The sequence below is a fragment of the Okeania hirsuta genome (genome assembly GCF_003838195.1).
Lineage (GTDB): Bacteria > Cyanobacteriota > Cyanobacteriia > Cyanobacteriales > Microcoleaceae > Okeania > Okeania hirsuta.
In genome coordinates this window covers 1-22,060 of sequence record NZ_RCBY01000135.1, presented here as the reverse complement: position 1 = coordinate 22,060, position 22,060 = coordinate 1, and the positions used below count along the sequence as shown (strand labels likewise).

At 39.5% G+C, this 22,060-nt stretch carries 12 protein-coding genes; 4 read left to right on the top strand and 8 right to left on the bottom strand.

The genetic code is table 11. From position 1 onward, the window contains the following. On the bottom strand, positions 1–8,051 hold an 8,051-nt coding region (locus D5R40_RS20460; protein ID WP_124155123.1), incomplete at its 3' end, for a filamentous hemagglutinin N-terminal domain-containing protein. Between the two features lie 503 nt (positions 8,052–8,554). Here D5R40_RS20460 and D5R40_RS35690 point away from each other — a divergent pair. Next, the gene (locus tag D5R40_RS35690; RefSeq protein WP_124147225.1) at positions 8,555–8,827 is read left to right on the top strand and encodes a hypothetical protein; all 273 of its coding nucleotides are present in this window, start codon (positions 8,555–8,557) and stop codon (positions 8,825–8,827) included. Here the strand turns inward: D5R40_RS35690 and D5R40_RS20450 are convergent. Next, the gene (locus D5R40_RS20450; protein WP_240039164.1) at positions 8,817–9,938 is read right to left on the bottom strand and encodes an AbrB family protein; all 1,122 of its coding nucleotides are present in this window, start codon (positions 9,936–9,938) and stop codon (positions 8,817–8,819) included. The genes D5R40_RS35690 and D5R40_RS20450 overlap by 11 nt on opposite strands. 206 nt (positions 9,939–10,144) lie before the next feature. Here D5R40_RS20450 and D5R40_RS20445 point away from each other — a divergent pair, with 206 nt between their 5' ends. Then, the gene (locus D5R40_RS20445; RefSeq protein ID WP_124147230.1) at positions 10,145–11,377 is read left to right on the top strand and encodes an MFS transporter; all 1,233 of its coding nucleotides are present in this window, start codon (positions 10,145–10,147) and stop codon (positions 11,375–11,377) included. A 135-nt stretch (positions 11,378–11,512) separates the two neighbouring features. Here D5R40_RS20445 and D5R40_RS39880 read toward each other — a convergent pair whose 3' ends face one another. From D5R40_RS39880 to D5R40_RS20430, 3 genes are read right to left on the bottom strand one after another with little or no spacing between them, the layout of a single operon-like run. Further along, positions 11,513–12,259: a M15 family metallopeptidase gene (locus D5R40_RS39880; RefSeq protein ID WP_124147223.1), complete on the bottom strand. Its 747-nt coding sequence runs from the start codon at positions 12,257–12,259 to the stop codon at positions 11,513–11,515. A gap of 34 nt (positions 12,260–12,293) precedes the next feature. Further along, complete coding sequence (locus D5R40_RS42740) at positions 12,294–12,671, bottom strand: ARC6/PARC6 family protein (protein WP_375339397.1); 378 nt, start codon at positions 12,669–12,671, stop codon at positions 12,294–12,296. A gap of 4 nt (positions 12,672–12,675) precedes the next feature. Then, positions 12,676–14,424, bottom strand: coding sequence for a protein kinase domain-containing protein (locus tag D5R40_RS20430; protein WP_124147222.1), 1,749 nt, complete (start codon positions 14,422–14,424; stop codon positions 12,676–12,678). A 161-nt stretch (positions 14,425–14,585) separates the two neighbouring features. On the opposite strand from D5R40_RS20430, the gene D5R40_RS20425 reads away from it, so the two are divergent. Together D5R40_RS20425 and D5R40_RS20420 are read left to right on the top strand one after the other, a co-directional pair. Next, entirely contained in the window at positions 14,586–16,562 is a 1,977-nt protein-coding gene (locus D5R40_RS20425; protein WP_124147221.1) for an AbeC-like domain-containing protein, read from the top strand. Positions 16,563–16,586: 24 nt separating this feature from the next. Beyond that, positions 16,587–16,964, top strand: coding sequence for a hypothetical protein (locus D5R40_RS20420; RefSeq protein ID WP_124147220.1), 378 nt, complete (start codon positions 16,587–16,589; stop codon positions 16,962–16,964). Positions 16,965–17,092: 128 nt separating this feature from the next. On the opposite strand, the gene D5R40_RS20415 is transcribed toward D5R40_RS20420, so the two are convergent. From D5R40_RS20415 to D5R40_RS20405, 3 genes are all read right to left on the bottom strand, one after another. Then, a complete protein-coding gene (locus D5R40_RS20415; protein ID WP_124147219.1) occupies positions 17,093–18,319 on the bottom strand; it encodes a DUF1501 domain-containing protein in 1,227 nt (408 codons plus the stop codon). Positions 18,320–18,974: 655 nt separating this feature from the next. Continuing rightward, on the bottom strand, positions 18,975–20,456 hold the full coding sequence (locus D5R40_RS20410; RefSeq protein WP_124147218.1) for a DUF1800 domain-containing protein: 1,482 nt from the start codon (positions 20,454–20,456) through the stop codon (positions 18,975–18,977). A gap of 30 nt (positions 20,457–20,486) precedes the next feature. Continuing rightward, positions 20,487–22,060 (bottom strand): trypsin-like peptidase domain-containing protein (locus D5R40_RS20405; RefSeq protein ID WP_124155122.1); only part of this gene is annotated, 1,574 nt, incomplete at its 5' end.

The following is a 22,060-nucleotide window of genomic DNA, read 5'->3' as shown; positions in this document are numbered from 1 at the left end:
ATATTAGCATCTCCTTGATTGGCGATCGCCTCTTGATTACCTACAGAAATATCCCCTCCAGCATCAAGATCAATATTGGCATCTCCATCTCCAGAAATTACAGTTTGGTCTTCAGTGCTGATATCTCCTGTTGCATCTAGATCGATACCACCTGCTTCGCCCTCTGAAGCAATTGATTCTAAGTCCAAAGTAGTAATAGAGCCATCAGTTGCTTCTAGTCGAATAATACCTGAACTGACTGTACCCAAAGAACTTAAGTTTCCTGTAGTTATTTGACTGCCATTAATAATAACTTCACCACTGGGGCCGTCCGGTGCTTGAGTTGTCACATTCCCTGTATTCACTGTTGCTATCTGACTTTGAATTCTCAAATCCCCACTTTCAGTCGCACCAAAGGATGATACATTTTCCAGATTCACACTTTCTGGGGCATCAATCTCAATATTTCCTCCTCTGCCTTCCTCTGAGAAAGAAGTAATGTCTCCCGTTGCACTAATCTCCCCTATTTCACTCTCCAATGTAATGTCACCTCCCTGTTGTATCCCTTCCGAACGAATTCCACTAATACTTACATTACCCAGAGATGTGAGAGTAACATCCCCACCGATACCCTCCGTAGAAAAAGTGTTTAACTCCCCTTGAACATCTATGCTATTTGCACTCCGACTGTCAATAGTAATATCACCCCCACGCATCCTTCCCTGGGATAGAATATTTTTTAGATTAACTGAACTTTCAGCTTGAATATTCACATTCCCAGCTGTACCTTGTGCTGAAAATGTTTCTATTGCTTGGGTAGAATTGACTTCACCGTTTTCACTAATAATTTCAACATTTCCTCCTGTGGTTGGTTTTGCTTGGTTGAGGGTGCTAGCTTCTAGTTTACCTACAGTAATATTTTCTCTGGCATTGAGCGCAATGTCTCCAGTGCCGTCAGGGGAACGAGAGTTTATTACTCCAGCAGTGGTGTCTATTGTGCCATTGTTGCTAGTAATATTGATATTTCCTGCTTCTCCTTGAGTTGCTTCTCCTTGAGGTACAGGTATGAGGGTAAAATTGTTAAATACTGAGATTTCTTCTCTGACAAAACCTGATGCTAGATCTATTTGACCCACTTCTATTGCGTCATCCGCAACAATATGTATTGTACCTGTATCGCCTTCATCTGCACCGGAATATATTCTAGCTGCTGTAGTCTTAATGTTACCACCCGCTTCTAAAATAATGTCTCCTCCTTTGCCTGAGTTTTCAGTATCGGATGTAGTTGCAGGTTCGGAGGCAGAGATAACATTACTATTTTCGGCGATATTGATGTCACCTCCTGCTTTTAAAAGAATTTGACCGCCGTCTGCATCAGCAAAAGAGTAAATGTCACTGGTAGTAATGTTTCCTGCGGATGCTTCTAAGGTAACGTTGCCTCCAGTTCCTTCGCCAGAATAGTTGGCCAGAAATCCATTACTGGTGTCTATGTTTCCTGTTTCTGTGATGATGGTAATTTGACCGCCCTGTTGTTCTCCGTGGGAACTGATAGTATTAGTAGTCACATCTGTTTTCGCACTCAGAGTTACATCTCCAGCGTTACCTTTTTCTGAAAATGATTGGATGGGTTGAGTAGCATTGATTTCTCTCTGTTCACTGGTAATGGTAATGTCACCTCCGTTAGCAGCTTCTTTTGATTCTGAGGCAGAAGATTGGATAATACCTGTGACGATATTTTCTTGAGCTGTGATTTCTATTGTGCCTGCGTTTCCTGCATCAGTGCTTCTAGCTGAGATGGTACTATTTTCCGCTGATAGTTCCCCTGTATTAATAGTAATTTTTCCTCCGTCTCCAGCTCCTGTGGTCTCTGTAATGATTTGACCGTCGAGTTGAAAGTTTTCACTGGGGTTGATGTTGATGCTGCCTCCGTCTCCACTATCGGAAGTAGCTGCAGATATAGTAGTATTTTCGGCTATTGTCAGGTTTTTGGTTTCTATATTGATCATACCTGCGTTTCCCCCTGCCGTAGTTTCCACCGTGATTTTTCCTTCCCCTGTAATATTGATGTTTTCTGGAGCAAATATATTGATATTGCCTCCATCTCCACTGGAAGTAGTGCGGGCAGAGATCAAGCCATTTTCGCTGAAGGTAATATTAAAGTCCGGGTCAAAGCGATCGGAACGATTTTCTCTATTCCCCTGCTCCCCTATAAGAAAGTAGGGGTTAAGGGTAAGAGTACCTGCGGGGGTTTCTCCTGCTGTTTCGGCAAATATTCCGAGTCGGCCTGAGATTAGTAAGTCCGTAGCATTGATGGTAATGTTGCCTCCTGCTTCAGTGTTGGTTGCTCCTTCTCTTGCTGTGGCACTAATTTGAGCATCTTCTCCTATGGTTAGTTTTATGGTGTTGATTTCTATATCCCCAGCTTTTCCCTTATCATTGGTTTCTGTAGTTAAACTTGTTCCTGTTTCCAGGGTTAATTCTTCGGTGTCGATCTCGATCGTTCCTGCATTTCCTTTGTCAGTGGTAGAAGCTGATATGGCTACTCCATCTGAAAGGGTGAGGTTTTGGGTCTCAATGTTGATGCTGCCAGCGTTTCCTTTGTCTGAAGTTTCTACAGCAATGAATCCTTTTCCAGCAATATCTATGGTTTCTGGGGCACTGATATTAATGTTGCCTCCGTTGCCTGTGGAGCTGGTGGAGGCGGATATGAAACCGTCGTTGCTGAAATTGATGTTGAGGTCTGGGTGGTCTTTGTAGGGACTGATGGTAAGGGTGCCAGCGTTTGCTGATGCTTCAGTTTCGGCGAATATTCCGAGTTTTCCTGTAATATTGAGTTCGTTGGTGTTGATAGTAATATTGCCTCCGTCTCCGGTGCTGGTTGCGCCCAAAACTACTGTGGCACTGATTTGGGCATCTTGACCGATATCTACAGTGTTGGCTTCGATGGTGATATCTCCTGGTGCCCCTGCTCCATAAGTTTCTGTAATTAGGCTTGTGCTTTGGTCTAGGTTGAGCTTGTTTGCTTGGATGTCGATACTACCTGCGTTCCCTATACCTTCTGTATTTGCTCGGAGTTGGCTGTTGTTTGTCAGTTGGATGTCTTGGGGAGTTTCGAGAGTGATGTTGCCTGCGTTTCCTTCTGCGTTGGTGATGCTGAGGATGTCGGTGTTGTCGAGGGTGGTGTTTTTTTGGCTATATATGTAGACATCTCCTGCGGGTTGGTCTCCTTTGGTGTCACTTTCGATGGTGACGTTGTTGAGGCTGAGGTTGCCTGAACTGAAGATGTTAACGTTTCCCGATCTGCCTTGGGTGTCACCTACGTCTATTGTTATGTCTGGGACGAAAGGGTTTTCTATCGTTACTTGTTTACTGGTGATGATGGATAAGTCTGTCAGTTGAAGGTTTCCTTGTGGTTGACTTTCAATTATTACCTGCCCTGCTTCGGAGTGGGTAGATAGGGTCAATATTTCTGCATTGCTGAGGTTGTTGGTGGTAATGTTAACGTCTCCACCTTTCCCGGAGTCGTTTTCTCCGACTGAGAATGTTTTGATTGCTAATGGTTCTCCGTCTCCGTTTTCTGGAGGGTTAAATTTGATTGTTTCTGCAGTTAGAGAAATGGTTCCCCCATTTCCTGAGTTACCTTCATCGGAATAGGAAAAAGAATTGAGCGATTCTGTAGTGATATCGCTTCCAGCCTCAAGATCAATGGCTCCCCCATTTCCTGAGTTAGCACTAGAGAAAAAAGAATAAGAATTGAGCGATTCTGTAGTGATATCGCCTCCAGCCTCAAGGTCAATGGCTCCCCCATTTCCTCCATGGGAAGCAAGTGATGCAGTATTAATATTACCTCCAGCGCTCAAGGTAATATTGCCTCCATTCCCTGAGTTACTGCCAGAAGAATAAGAACTAATTCCTTCTAGTGAAGCAGAAACACCTCCTCCTGTCCCTGTAAGAGTCAAGTTGCCATCTGCATCTACATTGGTTGCAGAAAAGTTGAACCCAGGACCTATAAATGAAAAGAAAGAAAATGTTAATGTTGTTGTGATATTATCTCCAGCGCTCAAGGTAATATTGCCCCCATTCCCTGAATTTTTAGTAGAGGCATAGGAAAAAGAAACAACACCTTTGTTATTGAAGATATCACTACCAGCATTAAGAGTAATATTACCCCCATCCCCTGAATTCCCGTAATTGGCATGAGAATGGGAAACAATCTCTTCTGATTTAATATTACTACCAGCATTAAGGGTAATATTCCCTCCATTTCCTGAATTGCCTTCACTAGCAGGAAGAGAAGTACCTATAATAAATGAAGCACCTATAATAGCAGATGAACTAGAATGGATATTTTCTGAGAAGATATCACTACTAGCATTAAGGGTGATATTACCCCCATCCCCTGAATTGCCTTCTGATGCCTGAGAAGAAGAATCAAGTGATCCCATCTCTATGTTAGCTCCTGCATCTAGGGTAATATTTCCTCCATTTCCTGAGTTTCCTTCTGATGCCTGAGAAGAGGAATCAACCGATGCCATCTCAATGTTACCTTCTGCATCTAGGATAATATTTCCTCCATTTCCTGAGTTACCTTCTGATGCCTGAGAAGAGGAATCAAGTGATGCCATCTCAATGTTAGCTCCTGCATCTAGGGTAATATTTCCTCCATTTCCTGAAACTGAACGAGCAAAAACTGAGCCTATTGTAGTATCAATTGAGCCGGTTGTGCTTTCTATACTAATATTACCAGCATTGCCACTACCACCGTTGGTTTCTTCTCTTCCAAATTCATCAACAATAAATTCACCAGAATTAGTAATAATCTCTGCCGTAGTAATATCCCCTACCGCATTTATTTCTATATCGCCTCCATCACTATCAACAGATGAAGCATCTAACGAACCTGTAAGAATATCTCCAGAAATAGCATTAAGGTTAATAGCACCTCCATTTCCTTGACCAGAAGCAGAGTTGATAGCTCCATCCTCATCTACATCTACAGTTGCTGGCAACTCCCCACCAAAATAGACTGGCAACGCCGAAGTATCAATATTCCCCAAAACAAGACCGGCACCTGCAATAGTTAAATTTCGCCCATTGGTCTTAATAGTATCCGCATCACTGCCAACATCCGCTTCGTTATGCAACATGGTCACAGCACCAATTCCATCTCCATCCACATCTGCCCGAAATTCTATCTCTCCTTCCCCAGGCAGAAATTCCAACGCATCATCCTCTATATCCTCAACTGTAATATCATTTGTAGCTGCCAACTTAACATCCGCATCCCCAGAAGTTTCATCAAATTCATCATTGATCGTAATATTTGTTCCAGACAAAGAAACACTTTCCCCACTAGCTGTAATTCCGCTACCCGTAGCAACAATATCTCCCGTAGCTTCAATATTAATTGCACCACCTGTCCCACTATCAACTTCTGTATTTTCTCTAGATGCTACCTCAGAATTATTCTCTGTAGCATCTTGCTCCGAAATAAAAATACTTTCTGTTAAAGTCACATTTCCTGCACTCTGAATTTCTATATCTCCCCCAGCAGTAACAATACCATTAACATCCTCTCTCACATCACCAATATTCACATCTCCCAACACATCAAAAAATGCTCCACCACTGCCAGAAACAGCTTCTAAATTTTCTACATTCAACTGCAAAGGTGCATCAGTTAAACCTATTCCTCCACTGCCATTTGTTTCAAATAAAACACTACCCGCATTAATAATTGAACTATCAGAAACTCTGGCAATATTTCCACCATTGGCATTAACTAAAATTTGCCCTGTTGTTGTTAAGTTTCCCAGATTTATATCCCCTACTTCTCCTAAGTTCCCCAACTGAATATTAATGGTGCCACTTCCGGCATTTAATGTTGTTCCATCTAATTGATTTATTGATGCTGCTCCGGCACTCCGGTTAGCAATATCCATTTCATCATTATTACCGAGTAGGTCAATATTTCCATTGCCAATTGATGTGTCAATATCGGCATTGATGTTAATATTGCGACCTGCTTTTAATTCTACAGATTCTGTAGTTTCTATCTTTTCATTAATTGTTATGTCGTTGTCGGCAAATAAAATTATATCTCCTGATAATTCTCCAATATTTTCTGCTGAAATTGTGACATCAGAATTTTGATCTTGAGCAAAGGGGTCTATTGGTGTTTCTGTTTCTATTGTTTCTGAGTTCTCAGTATTTTCTGTAGAAGTTATTTCTATCTCTGAATTTGTATTTTCTGCTATTTCTGAATTCTCAAGATTTTCTGTGGTTTCTGAATTTTCGGATTTTTCACCAGATGCTACTTCCCAATTATTATCTACTGTTTCTGTTTCTGCATTTTCGGAATTTTCTGCTATTTCTGAATTCTCAACATTTTCTGAATTTTCTGTGGTTTCGGAATTTTCACCAGACGCCACTTCCGAATTTTCACCAGACGCCACTTCCGAATTATTATCTACTGTTTCTGTTTCTGCATTTTCTGTGGTTTCGGAATTTTCACCAAATGCCACTTCCGAATTATTATCTTCTGAACTTTCAGTATTTTCTAACTCTCCCACTGTTAGATTTTCTGGGTCTAATAATATTGTTCCTGGGGTGCCAAATGCTGCACTAACATTGACATTTCCATCAAATATTAATTGTTGTTTTCCTGATACTTCAACAAACCCTCCATCACCAGAAAATTCTCCTCCTCTGGCACTAATATTCCCGGCAAAATTAGTTATTCCATCGGACCAAATTATTACTTGACCGCCGTCACCATTTGTGGTAGACTCAGCGGAAATAAATGAGTTATTGTTAACAAATGTTTGCTGAGAGTTGGGTACTATTCCATTACCTTGAAAGTCGCCTCCGATTAATACTCTTCCCCCTCCATTTAGACCATCGGCGTTAATATTGGCATCGATAATTGCTACGCGATTGCCTAACACATTTATCTGTCCTCCGACATTAGATCCCCTCTGACCCCCCTTTTTAAGGGAACTGGAGTTGGTATTCCTTTCCATTCTTTGAGAAATCCCCCTCCAGTCTCCCTGGGAAAGAGGAAGACTATTCATATACCCCCCTTCTTCGATCCCCCTTCCGTCCCCCTTAAAAAGGGGGAAACGATTCATCTCCCCCCCTTGATAAGGGGGGTTAGGGGGGATCGAAACGTTGATATTTCCCGAAGTAATTGCTGTACCTGGTAAATCAGCTACCAGGATATTTGAATCTATCAACACCACATCACCATTTCCATTCACAGTCATAGATGTGGCCTGAGTTATTTCTCCACCTGTTAAAAGTTCGGGTAAGGATAAGGGAGTCATACCAGAAATATCTTCCCCATTCGCTATTGTTGAACCTACTTCCAAACTTAATAAATTTCCTGGTTGGGATATTCTCAGAGTACTACCTCCTTCTACTGCTGTGATAGTAACGTTGCCGCCTGCTGTGGAGAGTTGCCCTGTGTTGATAACCGTGCCACCCAACAAAGTAAGATTTTCCCCTGGGTTTAAACTGAGGTTCCCTTCGTTAACTATAGCGCCTGGGTTTGAGACATTAAAATGATAGCCACTGGGGTTTCCTACTAGGTTGGCATAATCATTTGTTCCCATGGCTTGAAACCAGAAGTTATTGCTGTTAAAACCTATACCTGTGGCTGTGGTCACGCTGAATGAGGTGGGGACATTAAGGCTAGCCTTTGGGCCAAACATTATGCCTGCCGGGTTCATCAGGAAGAGGTTAGAATTACTACCGATGACTTGGATCAGACCGTTGATAATTGAGGCGTTACCTCCTGTGATTCTGCCGAAAATATTGCGAGTATCTGGAGTGGTGAGAAAGTTAGCTGTTTGACCGGAGTGAACGTTGAATTGGTCAAAACTGTGGAAGAGGTTAGTCCCATTATGAGCGCCACCTTGAATATTAAATTGATTGCCGTTTTGATTGACGGTTGTACCTGTGCCGTCGTTTGAGGGGGTTATGGGTTGAGATTTGGCGGGAGTTGTAGCCAATATCCCTAAAATTACAGTCAGAGCTGTTATACTGTAAGATTCTAATTTATTAGCTTTCATAAAAAACTTCTGCAGTTATAATACTCATTATAAGTACACAGAGGCATGAGGCAAGGACAATATTTTTAGTCAAAATATCATCGTGTTTTTCTTCTAGAGATTGTAGCAACGATCCTCCTGTTTATGCCACTAAACAGAACAGCCTAATTTTTCTCTTCCGATATAATATTAGAACCTTCGATCTTGATTAAATATCATAGTCGTCAACCCAGGCCCAAATAAGATAATAGTTAACATTCGAGTCAGTTGAATTGCCAACACTTAGTATTTTTGCGCAAGTCTTGATATTGCTATTTTGGGTGGCGGTGCATTGTAATTATTAGTGTTGAATTTTTGGCGTTGCACAGTGACGAATGATTTGAGATTTTTGATGAACAGGATTTTGGATTAATCAATTGCTAGAATTATTACAGCAGTTTTGGAGTTGATGAGGTACAAAATTTTAGGACTTTAGGGAGTAGGCAGTAGGGAAAAAAAGATTAATTTTCGGCATTGGTGAATTAATGTATGATATTAATCTTAATTATCTAGGAGTCAGGAGTCAACCCACCCCTCGCCCCTCCCCCTCCCAGGAGGGGAAGTCAGGAGTCAGGAGGGAAGAAAGAAGAAGAAAGAGTAGTAGAGGGAGAAAGTTTTTTGTTTGCGCTCTTATCCGGACAAGATATCATACCTCTTTTCACCAACGCCTAATTTTCAAATTGTACCTCACTATCCTAAAAAGTGCTATAATATTAGCTGCTGAAGTGCTGATAGCTGACTGCTACTTCAACTTTTGACTTTTGACTTCCGCGTAGCAGCACTAGAGATTTTCATTCTCTTAAGTATCAGAGTTGTCAACCCCGGTCCCACTAAGATAATAGTTAACATTCGAGAAAGTTGAATTGCCAAAACTAAACCAGCATCACCACCCAACTCATTAACAGTTGCGATCATGGCTTCTAACCCCCCTGGGGTGAAACTTAAAACAGAAGTAATTAAGTCCACCTCTGTCAAATTATAAAACCCGTAACCTACTCCAAAGAAACCGATAATTAACCCTATTACCAGTGCGATATCAATTAAAATAGCTTTCCACAATTTGCGAGCATTTTCCCAGTCAAACTGAACCCCTATAGAAATTCCTACTAGCAGCAGTCCAACTGCAAATAACCATTGAGGAACTTGTAATTGATATGGCGCTCCCCACAAAGTAGTTAACCCAACTGCAAAACTACCTAAAAAAGCAGAGGAAGGCAAACGTAATAAATTTCCCCCCCAAATTCCTAAACCACAACATCCTGCTATAATTAATAAATTCCCAAACATGGGTATGCTTGTTTTACCCGATGCTAATAAAGTTGTAATTTGAGTCTGGTCGATAGCTGGAAACATGAATATGGTAGCAGTTGGCATAATAAATACCACTAATAACAATCGCAAATACTGAAGGATAGCAACAGCAATAGGGTCTGCACCTAGTTCTTCACTCATAGCAACAATAGCGGAAGCAGTTCCAGGAATAGATGCTAGAAAACCTGTAGAGCGACTAACTCCACTCCACAACGACAACAAATAGCCTTTCAACATACTCAAGGCAGCAGTGATGAAAATACATCCCACTACAGGAATAGCATAAGTGCTAACTAAACTAATTGTTTCTGGGGAAAAACGAAATGCTGTAGCAATACCAATTATTGCTTTGCCCAGCATAATTATTACTCTCGGTAATGGTTGGGGAGTACCTTTAGCGATCGCATAGATAATTCCGGCAATCATTGGCCCTAGCAGCCAACCGACGGGAAAGTTTAGCCAATAGAATATAAAACCTACTAAAATAGCTAAGGTTATGGGAAGAATGGTACTTTTGATAGTTAATAATTTGGAGATAATTTCTTGGTAGTTTAACACGCTCAACGATATATTAAAAAATTTGGCAGACAACTTATATTTATATAGCAGGGAACAGCTAATATAATTCTGGTTCAACTTGATTTAATCTCATGCTTAAAATTACTCCCAAAAATCTGTTACATCCCGACTATCCTTTCGCTCCTAAAAATTTCCCGTTTTTTTATGGCTGGATAATTTTAATTGTTTGCACCATTGGAGTAATAATGAGCATACCAGGTCAAACTATTGGGATGAGTGCTTTTACTGACTATTTACTAGCTGCTACTGGTCTGTCACGGTTACAACTGAGTAATGCTTATTTTTTTGGTACTTTGACCAGTGGTTTACTATTGCCTTATGGCGGAGTATTGCTAGACCGTTTTGGGGCGCGAGTAACTGTTGTTTGTGCATCAGTAGGTTTAGCTTTAACTTTGTGTTATCTGAGTTTTAGCGATCGCCTAACTACTCTCGTCAGTAACGCATTTCCTAGAATTTCCGATTCAACTATAGCGCTATTAATGCTGATATTAGGTTTTGTCTGCCTGCGTTTTTCCGGCCAAGGTATGTTAACTATGACCAGTCGTACAACTCTCGGTAAATGGTTTAACCGTCGCCGGGGTTTGGTTTCTGGTATTAATGGTTTATTCATGGTTTTTGGGTTCTCTATGGCACCCTTAGTTTCAAGTTCATTGATTAATACTTTAGGTTGGCGAAATGCTTGGCTAACTATGGCAGCAGTTGTTGGTATTGGTATGGGGTTAATAGGGTGGGTATTTTATCGCGATCTTCCTGAAGAATGCGGTCTATTAATGGATGGAGAAGTACAAACACCTACGGTTGAAGTAGAAAACTCATCTGAAAACAACTTGCAAGATTTTACCCGCGCTGAAGCTATCGGCACAATTATGTTTTGGGTGGTGACATTAGTATTATCCTCCCAGTCTTTGATATTTACAGGTATCACTTTTCATATCGTTGATATTGGTGCCGAATTTGGATTATCCCAAGTACAGACAGTAAGTATATTTTTACCGCAGGCAGTTGTATCTACTATTGTTGGTTATTTGATGGGGATGGCTGCAGACCGAGTTAATATCAAATATTTATTCATGGTTATGATGGTTGGTGAGGCAATAGGTGTTGCTTCTATTGCTAATCTTGGCGTGCCTTTATTTCGGGTATTAACTATTGTGGGGTTTGGCATTAGTACGGGATGTTTTGGTACTTTATCGGCAGTAGCTTTACCGCGTTTTTTTGGTAGAGCTTATTTGGGTGCTATTTCTGGTTTTCAGATGATGATTTTGGTGATAGCTAGTGCCATCGGACCTTCTTTTTTAGCTATATTTAAAGATAAATTGGGTTCTTATCAACCTGGTCTTTATGGTTGTTTGATATTGGTGATTTTGATTTTAATTCTCACCTTTTTTGCCCGTAACCCTCGCAAACTTCATAGATGATATCATGTCCGGTGGAAAAGTTGTCATTACGAACGCAGCGATAGCGGAGTGAAGTAATCGCAAAGTACTGTGATTGCTTTGCTTCACTTCGTTCCGCTCACAAAGTATCCTCGCTATATTTACCCCGACTTCAAACTATCGAAAGCCATCATACTTGAAAAAACGCCAGTGCCAAGGTTCATAACTTACTCCTTGAGAGTTGTTTTCAGGAAATGACATTTCAAAGCCGTATTGGTTTGCATTTTTAATTAGCCACTGAAAAGCCTTTGTTTCTGCAAATTCATAAGTAATATCTTTTTTCGGGAAGTTGCCATCAGTTAAGTCAATGGCAAAACCTGTATGATGTTCACTGTATCCTGGTGGAGCAGAAAGTTTTGCTGCTTTTTCTGGGGAACCTTGGCGCTGAATCTGGTATTGGAACAATTGTTTTTGGTCAGCAATTGTCCGAAAGCCTGAAACAGGAACTATCCACACTCCTTCATCCCTGGCAGCATATATCATTTTCATCAAAGCAAAAGCTGCTTCAGGTGCTAATTTTTCAAACCTTTGATACTCTGCACCCGTGGCATAACTGGCAACAACTACCATTTTTTGCACATCTCCTTCCTGGTAGGGAAAATGTCCCAATTTTGTTTTTTTTAGCGTTAACACTGATTTTGGCTCAATTGAAGGAGCGATCGCTGGAGGTGGTGGAGATGGAGAAACTGTTTTTTTGGGTGCTGGAGAAACAAGAACGGTAGGCGCAACAGAAGGAGAAGGTGTAACGGTTGCACGTTTTTTAGTTAAAAATTTCACAAACGCATAACCGTTAAGAATTAGTCCCACAACTAATAAAGTGGTGGGAACAAAAAAACGAAAGCTCGTCAAAAATCTATTATTCATCAGTTTCCTATAGACTTATTTTTTAACCTGTTCATTAGTCTAGTCTTGTAGTCTTTGCTATTTTCCATTTACCATTGCTAAATTCAAGAGTAAAGCGATAGATTCCAGAACTAGGCTCCGGATAAGTGCCTCCAGCAATATAGTGAAGTGTTGTAAACTCGTAAACTTGTACATCAATTGTTGCTAGTTTCCCCGATAATTGAAAATTGCCAACAAGCTCAACACTAGGTTTGTCATAAGTGTAATATGCTCGATTTTTAATAAGCCAATCTATAGTTCCCCAAGTTTTGTCATAGTAAGCGCCAACCGTGTACTCTGATAAAAGTTGACGATTAGGAGGACTGCCTAAAACCTCACCTTTAATTTCTAACCAATCGCGAACTACCTTGACGGCACTCTCCGACGTTAAAATACTACTATCGGCATTTGAAAACCCTATAAGACGAGGTGCATCGTTGACAGGAACAATCGCTACCTATAAAGTTTGTATTACTTTCATAAACAATCCCATTATTAGCCTTAAGAGTTTTGTTAACCTGGGTAGGGGTACCACAGAAAGCGACTGTATTATTCTCACTGTATTTAATTCCCCGAAATGATACGCCACCGACTACATTTTCTTTAATAGTTATTTTTCCATTGTTAGGAGTAAACACAAGACAAATGTTATCCCCGTCAGGTTCTTTAACACTAATTCCTTTAATACTAAATTTTTGGTCTTCTTTGGCAGTTTGCTTTTCTGGAACAGTAATAACTGGACGTTGATTGACGGGAGTCACGGTAACTATTCGATTAAGGGTATTACTAATTCCGCCATCTCCGTCAGTAACTTTTATTTCCAAGGTGCGAGTGCCCTTTTTGGGATTATCCGATACGTTTTGGTAAATAATACTTTTAACTGTAGTTTCAACAGCTTTAACAGTAGCACTAGAATTGAAAACAATTTTCAAAGGTTCAGTGCCAATGCCACCTGAAAAACTACCAATTGAGATATTCCGGTAAGTAATCTGGTTGTTGTTTTCCTCCGCAGATTCTGTACTTGGCCTTTTCTGATAAATCAACAAACGATCGTTCTCTGTGCCACCTTTAACTTTTACAGTTAATTCGCCTCCATCAAAATCAGGGGAATCTGAGTCATTAATTTCAACGTCGCAAGCAATCGCTATTAATTTTCCTTGGGGGCAAGAAAAACTTTCTTGAGTTTCACTTAATATTGATGGTTTCGGTTCAATATCAGGGGTGCTTGATGAATCGTCGCCTATTAAAAGAATTGCGATCAATCCTGTAAAAACCACTAAAGCTCCCAATGCGCTAGCAACAACACCAGTTATAGATGAAAGAGAGCCAGAAGCAGCAATAGGCAAAGTAGTATTAAGGGACTGGTGAATCGTTTCAGCACTAACGCCAGTTGAGTTGGCAGATAACATTTGTTCAAAAACCTGAGCGCGTGAATCGCTAATTTGCTTCCTAGCGTACCACTCCCAAGTATTATCGTTTTTTCTGAGCAATTCCTCACGCTTCAAACCTGTCATTAACATCAATACTGTTATTGCTAAATCTCGAATATCTTGAGACGGATTAAACTCTACTTCTGTTATAGACTCGCTCTTCTCTCCTAAATTTGCATTAGAGCTAGGTTCTTTCTGTGTGGAATTATCTAAAGCTCCTTTTTTAACAGTTTCTCTTATATTTTGAATCAGCTTAAAATTTACTAAAATAATTAATCCATCCTCAGCTTTGATCAAATTACTTGGAGAAATGTTACCGTGACTCAAGCTTTTACTGTGCACGTAGGAAAGCACTTTTAAAACTTGGTTCATCAACTGAACTGCCTCATATTCACTTAAAAAAGAGTTGCTTTCCAATAATGTTTGATAGGATGTTCCTTCAACATAAGTTTGTATTATTGATAGTTGCTGCTGGTTACTATCGAAAGAAAAATCTTCAATTTGTTCAATCTGTGGATGTTTTAACCCAGCAAAACTATCTAATTTATGTTGAAAATTTTCCAAGTATTCACCTGTGAAATCTCTCTTTAAATAGTGTTCATAATATTGATAATTATCTTCTACGAGAGAAATAATTTCAAATGAGTTTTTTTGAATAGTATTAATAAATGAATAACGTTCATCCGGCTTTAAACCCACTTTAACTATGTTTTGCATAAGTCTAAATTTATGGCACAATTGTGAAAATACTGAGATATCTGTATGGCCTGTTTTGTTTATCGGGAGATTGTCTCTCAGAATATAAGAACATTAAACAGCCTCTATATTTAATGATATACTAAGTATTAATGTATTAATAATCCTTTAGTCGAAGTTGGATGAAGACAAACCTAATTTTAGCTCTTGAGAGAGCCAATTTAACCTGGACTTTGCAACCACAACGCGCTTGTAAAGTCGGCCATGATTCTGACTGCGATATTATCCTTCCTAGTATTGGTCATGTACCTACCCTTAATTTAGAATTTAGGTATAACCAATCAACAAAAAAATGGTGTTTAAAAAAGCTGGATGGCTATCAGAATGTTACCGTTAACAATAGGCTGATGGAAGATAAAGAGGTTCCTATTTTGGGGGAAACTCGGATAGAAACTATAGAAGGCCAGGCATTATTGGCTGTACCTAGAGCAGAGTCTTATGAAACCGAAAGCTCGCCACCATTCTTGCGAAACTCGACGACAAATTTAATAACATCAACCCGACTATTGTCAGGCTACGCTTACTTAAAAGGAATTTTTAGTAGTTTTGAGCTACTGGATTACTTACGAGTTGACCCCTACAAAGCGAAAATTCCTGCTTCTAGCCTTAACCTGGATGAAATTGCAGGTCACGCTGCTCGCTCGGCTTTAATTACAGTATTGTTTGCAATTTCAGCCTTAACTGTAGTATGCGTGCAGACTTTAATAATAATCGAAATTGGTTTTTCAATCTGGGCTTTTCTGCTTGGCATTGTTGGGGGACTATTAGTAGGATTCGAGCTAGTTTATTTGCGATGGTTCATGGCCAGACAGTTCATCAAAAAGAATTATACGCAAAATTATCAAGTTAGCTTCTTCAAATTTCTCGAACCATTAGTAAATAACTTTCGACAGCTAGTAATGCAGGTAGAGCAACGTCAAAATGTTATTGTTTTTGGTGGTAACTATCCCTTTACTGGTTATGGCGAGCTGATTCCAAAATCTAGTTGGACTGTACCAATAGACAGATTAGCAGAAGATTCAAATAGCAAAGTTGATATTCCTATTTCTGAATTTTATAAATCTGTTGATGCTGATATTGCTCAAAAACAACTACCAAAACTACAAAAGTATTCCTACTTATTTATTGATGGTTTCGAGCTAAAAGACAGTCAATTTTTGGCCGTTCCTACTACTCAGCCAGGAGTAACTTACTTAGAAGACCCGCTCTTAAATCAAGAGCATAATAAAGTAGGAAGTCTCAAGCGAGCTTATCGAGTTTATCAATACACTGATACGGAACGTGATTATGTTCTCACCCACTTTTTGCGATTTTTAAATGCTGGTTCGATTACTTTTGTTGAGTCTTCTGCTTACATTTTGACAGGTATAGACCGCAAGCGCTTTAGCTTAGTTTCCACCCTTCAAGATACTAATTTTTTAAGGTTAATTAAAGCTCTAATTATTGGTATAATTATTGGTATAGTTCCAGGTGGCTCATACTTCACTGGGTTAATAGCTGTTGTTCATATTGGCGTTTTTATCTATAAAATCACCTCCTGGCAGTTGAATAATTTCCGACAAAAAAGAGCTGCAGAGTTTGGAGAGGAGTACAATTATGGTGTTGATAAGACTTTACGAGAGTATGTTGCAGAGCCTTTATTCTTTGAAAGAAAAGAGAAAGAGAAAGGGTCAAATTTTACAATAAGAAAAATAGTTTTCAACCCACGGCTTTACAACCCCATAGGCATTGTTATAATAGTTATTGCAGTTTTGTTATGGTTCTTTGTTTGGATACCACTTTTGTTGGCTGCTTTTGTCAACATAGGTTTGAACGCCTTTCTCAGAGTTGATAGAGATCTTAAAATCAATTTTGATTATTACGGTGCCCAGGATACATTACTTTATTGGAAAACTATTCAAACTACCATTTTTAATAGTACTATTAAGACATTAAACGATTGGGGAGTTGATACATCAGAGTTTGAATTTTTCAAACAGGTTATCAATAATGGGATAATGATTGATGCTAATAACATTACGAATAATGGTCAAATTGCTGGTGGTATGAATGCGCAAACTACCTATAATCAGACTGCAAACAAACCTTCTAACAAATAAGCTAACTAAAAAGGAGAAAAAAGAATGAATGAAACTAATGATGGGGTTTCTATCAAGGGCAATATAACCAACAATGGTCAAATTGCTGGTGGCAAAAATAGTAAAAACCACTATGAAGTACATGAGACGATTAACGAGGACCAATCAAAGAGTCTGGCTGAGACAGCAGCAGAGATACAAGAACTTCTCAAGCAACTAGAGCAATCCAACCCTACTAAAACAACAGCAGGTCAAATGACAGTTGCCACACAAGCTATTGAGATTATTGAAAGTAATCCAACACTAAAGCAGCGGGTTGTTGGTACGTTGAAATCTGCGGGGACGGAGGCATTAAAGGAAGCTTTAGACCATCCAGTAGCTAATATTTTAGTTGCAGGTTTTGAAGGTTGGATGAAACCTTAATCCATTAGTCAAGTAGGGTTTGTTAGCGTTTGCGCAGCATTCCGTAGGAAAGTGTAACTGAGCGAAATATTTGGGATAGGCGGTGCGTTGCATTTCATTAACGCACCCTACTTGACCTTTACTTACCTTCACAACAAAGCCAAACGCCGCTCAGAGGAATAACCAGAAAAAACCCGTGCTATTTGCGATCGCTCAATCTCAAGATGCTGCTCTAAAACACTAGAAATCACATCGCGAAAGTCCGTTGTCACCGCTAGATCCCGTTTCTCAAACAATTCTGACTCATCCAAACCAGGCCATTGTCCATAAACCTGACCGCCACGCAAACCACCACCTAACACCCACATTACGTTACCATGACCGTGATCGGTACCACCATTACCATTTTCGTTAACTGTGCGACCAAATTCTGACATTACTAAAATCACAGTATCCGAGTAAAGCGGACCCAACTCCTGAACTAGAGTAACTAAACCTTCCCCAAGAGGTTTCAATCGTCTTGCTAAAGTACCTTGACTGCTTCCTTGGTTAACATGAGTATCCCAACGACCGAGAGCCAAAAAACCTAACTGTGTTTTGGAATCACCAACCATGATTTGAGCTAAATTTTTGGCATCGGCAGCAAAACCTTGTGGAGGTGGTGCGCCTGCGGAAGCTGCTTCCATTTCTTGCTCTAAGTCAGCTAGTAGTAGGTCTCTTGCCTGGCGACCTTCTTGGTAAACTCTACTAAGTTCGTCATTGTTGCTATAAAGGCGATCGAATACTTCATAAATTCTGGGGACATCTATGGGTAAACTACGGGTTGATTTTCTCCCGGTGGGTAGATTGGCAACTGGCATTGCACCCATGAGAATCCGAGGTGGTGTATCTCCTAAGTTTACAGCTTGAGTAGGTTTATCTTTTGGGAGATTTGCTAACAAACGATTCATCCATCCATCGGGTATTTTTTTATTACCTGGAATACCTGTTTCCATATAATATTGAGCATCAAAATGGGATCGAGTGTCGTTGTTTAAACCGCAGGCGTGAACAAATGCTAAACTACGATTTTGCCAAAGGGGCATGATACTTGTTAGAGCAGGATGTAAGCCAAATTGGCCGTCTAAGTCGATCGCTCCTTCTGGTTCTCCTGGAGCAGGAATTGCTATTTTTGGTCGTGCATCATAATAATTGTATTCCTGATGAGGAATAACTACATTTAATCCATCAACTCCTCCTCGGAGAAAAATAACTATTAATCGTTTACGGTTGTTGGTTTGAGCTAATGCTTTTGCTACCCAACCATGACTACCAACAGATATTATTCCTGAAGCTGATAGTAAGCTAGCAAATTGTAAAAAATTACGTCTTTTCATATTATATCAAATCCGGTTAAACAGTTTTAGAATGGTTAAGTCTTTAGGAGTCAGTCCTCAGGAGTCAGGATTAGAGAGAATAACTTTGATGAGCGTAGTTATGACGATTGGAAGATTTTTTTATGTCCAATTAAACTGATTTGATATTACCTCTAATATTAAATCCAGTTGAATACTTATTATACCAATTCCCGAAAGTAATGCTATACTTCAGTTCTACTTCAACAGTCAAATATTTACCAAGATTCAAAGTCTTTTTTTGACAATTATTAGTCGGTTAGTATAGATTTTTCCTACTTTCAACCCTCCCCCCACCTCCCACACTTCCCACACTTCCCACACTTCCCCACCCAATCATACATAGCATTCTTGCGTGAGAAATGGTATTATATAGCTGGGAGTAGAGGTGGGTCCTCACCCTGCAATACTTCTAAAACTTATGGGAAGGGATAGATTTCCTACTCCCTACTTTTAGAAGAGATGTCTAATATCATGTCTGGATAAGAGCGCGATAGAACTCCGTTCCGTTTACGCTACCAAAAAACTTTATCCTTCTACTCAGGGTTTCTTATTCTTTCTTTCCTCCTGACTCCTGACTCCTGACTCCTGACTCCTCAAGAATTAAGATTAATATCATACCCTAATTTACCAACGCCTATTTTTCCATCATTTCTGGACTACCTAACATTAAAGCTGCTTGTAAACCAACTGGACTATTGCTAATTACTGCTTGAGTTTGGGCAGAAAAATTATTTCCTAAAGTTGCCCTAAGTTGCCGATGATTTATCCGTTTTGGTTCCCCTTGATTTAACTGACCACGAGATATAATTATCGCAAAGCTAATTCTACGCATCATGGCATCGGGATTTAACCATGCTTCTTTAGTGTTTTTATAGCCGTCAGGAGTTTTACAAGCATAAAGCTTCATTCCTAATTGTTCTAAAATTCGTTTAATTCTCCCCCATCTTGGTTTGTCAGTATTGGTTGCTCTAGCAGCAGAAACAATATATTGATAAGGGGTTTTAAATTTGCTCCTATAATATTTTTCATTCCAGAATTCAGGACTATTAAATAAAGTTTGTAACACATCACGAATGTTGCCATTAGTTTCTTGAAATCTTTTAGCTAGTTTATTAACTAAGCTACCGGGAGGTCGATCGGCAACAAAATATTGAGCTAATTTATAACTAATAAAACGGGCAGTAGATGGATTACTTGCGAGAATATCTAAGGCTTTTTCTCCTTCTTCTATTCCACCTGCTTTAATGGGTATTCCTAAAAATATTTTATCGCTATTATCATGGCGTTCTGGAAAAAATTTAAACCCACTCCCATCTCCACCACGACGTTGTATTCCCCAACCTGTAAAAATTCTTGCTAAAGCTATTATATCTTGTTGTGTATACCCTCCATTAACTCCTATAGTATGAAGCTCCATAAGTTCGCGGGCATAGTTTTCATTTAAGCCTTTAAATCTGCCACGGGCACCTTTACTACCAGGAGCAGTATTTAGCCAATTATCTAAATAGAATAACATGGCTGGATGATGGGCTGTTGCTCCTAATAAATTACGAAAATTACCAAGTGCGTAAGGTCGAATAGCGTCTCTTTCGTAAGTGCCAACTAAGAGGCGAGTTAAATTACCTTTATCTACATAAATATTGAAGTGGTTAAACCAAAAATCTACCATTACTTCTTGTAGTTGTTTGTTACTAAATATTGCTTGAAGTAAACGTGCATCTTCTGATTCTTGTAAAACTTTTCTGATACTTTTGTTCATTTCTCTTCGTTGTTTTTGAGTAAAGTCTTTAGCTCCTTTTTTTAGTGGAGGGACAGTTTTTTTATATAATTCTGTTGGAGCTAAGTTAAAGTTAGGAAACTTAGCCATTTTTTGCATGATTTTTGAAGATTCTCTAATAGTTTCTGGTCTCAGTTGAGACTGAATATAATTATTAATTCCCATTGATTTAACTCGTTCTATATCTCCTGGTCTAGGACCAAAACTTAGACGATGCAAAACATGGATAGTTTGGGCATTAATAGATTGACTATCAGCATAGCTAGGATTTGGTAATCCTAACCAGATAATTAAGCTAAATAGCAGAGATACAATCCAGTAACTAGAGACTTTTTTCATTTGAGATGTACCCCTTGATTTTGACTGAAATTAAGGAACTTTCCAAATATTAATCTTCCGGTCCCAACCACCGCTAATTATTGTTTGACCATCAGGACTAATTGCTACTGTACTAATGTAACTGGTGTGTCCGTTTAAACTACCTTTTAAGTTACCCGTACTCAATTCCCAAAACTTGATGGTTTTATCCCAACTGCTACTAATTAAAGTTTTACCATTAGGAGTAATGACTATTGACCATACTCCATCTATATGTTCTTTTAAACTATGGATTAATTCATCTGTCTGCAAGTTCCAAATGTTTATCGTGCCATTACTATTACTACTAGCTAATATCTGACTATCAGGACTAAAAACTACAGACAAAATTGATAGAGAATTAGTATTTATATTACGAATTAGTTGACCTGTTTGTAGGTTCCATAATTTAATCATATTATCTTTACTACCACTAGCTAGAAATTGACCGTCAGGACTAATAGCGATCGCATTGATAATCTCAGAATGTCCTTCTAAGGTTCGGAGCAACTCTCCAGTACTTAAATTCCAAATTTTAATAGTTCTATCCCAACTCCCGCTTACCAACATTTCACCATCAGGAGCGATCGCTACTCCATCTACCACATCGTTATGTCCAGTGAGAGTCTGCACCAGAGTAATATCAGTGACATTTTTATTTTTGGGTAGTTTCCAAATTTTGATAGTTTTGTCATCACTACCACTGATAACTAACTCTTCATTGGGAGTTACTGCCACTGAATTTATTGATTCTGCGTGAGCTTTCCAAATAGCTATGACTTCGCCATTCTGAATATCCCTGACTGAAATCATCCCGTTACTACTACCACTGATAATATGGGAATTTAAAGCAACTACAGAATTAACTATTCCACCTACTTCATTAGAAATTGCCTTTGCCAAAGTAAAATTTACAGCAGTTTCGCTTCCATTTTCCTGTTTAGAGATAGTTGTAGAAACAGGTTTTGTTGCTTCTGTTGGAGTAGTTGTAATTTTAGCAGTCTGAGGTTGTTGAGAAATGGTAGGCAACGAAACCTGTTGTCGCCACCTCCAAAAAGTATTAATCTCTATTCCTCCAGAAACGATCGCGTCAGAGTTTTCTTGCAACTTGACAATACCGTTAATAGCGACTAGATGACCTTCTGTATCTAGCACTGGTCCGCCACTCATCCCCGCTCTGACTAAATTATCATAAAGTAAACTATAACCACCGATAGGTTGCTGACGCCCTTTGACTACCCCTGGTGTACTCAGAAAAATTCGTTGTTGGAGGTTACTCCCAGAACGTGGCCATCCCCCCACAAAAACTGCTTTTCCCTGAACTAACTGAGTTGGGTCGCCTGTTTCGGCAACGGGGTAATTTTGAGAACTGGTAAATGGCACAACGGCTAAATCTACGTTTGGTACTTGTTTAATGAGACTATAGTAAACTGGATGCATTTCTCCATCGGGTGTGCGTACTTGGTAATCTCCTACTTTATTGACAACGTGCCAGTTGGTGAGTACATAATATGTATCTCCTTGTTTTTCGACAACTACTCCTGAACCTCCTCTGTTTGGTCCATCAATTCTAACTGTAATTTCTC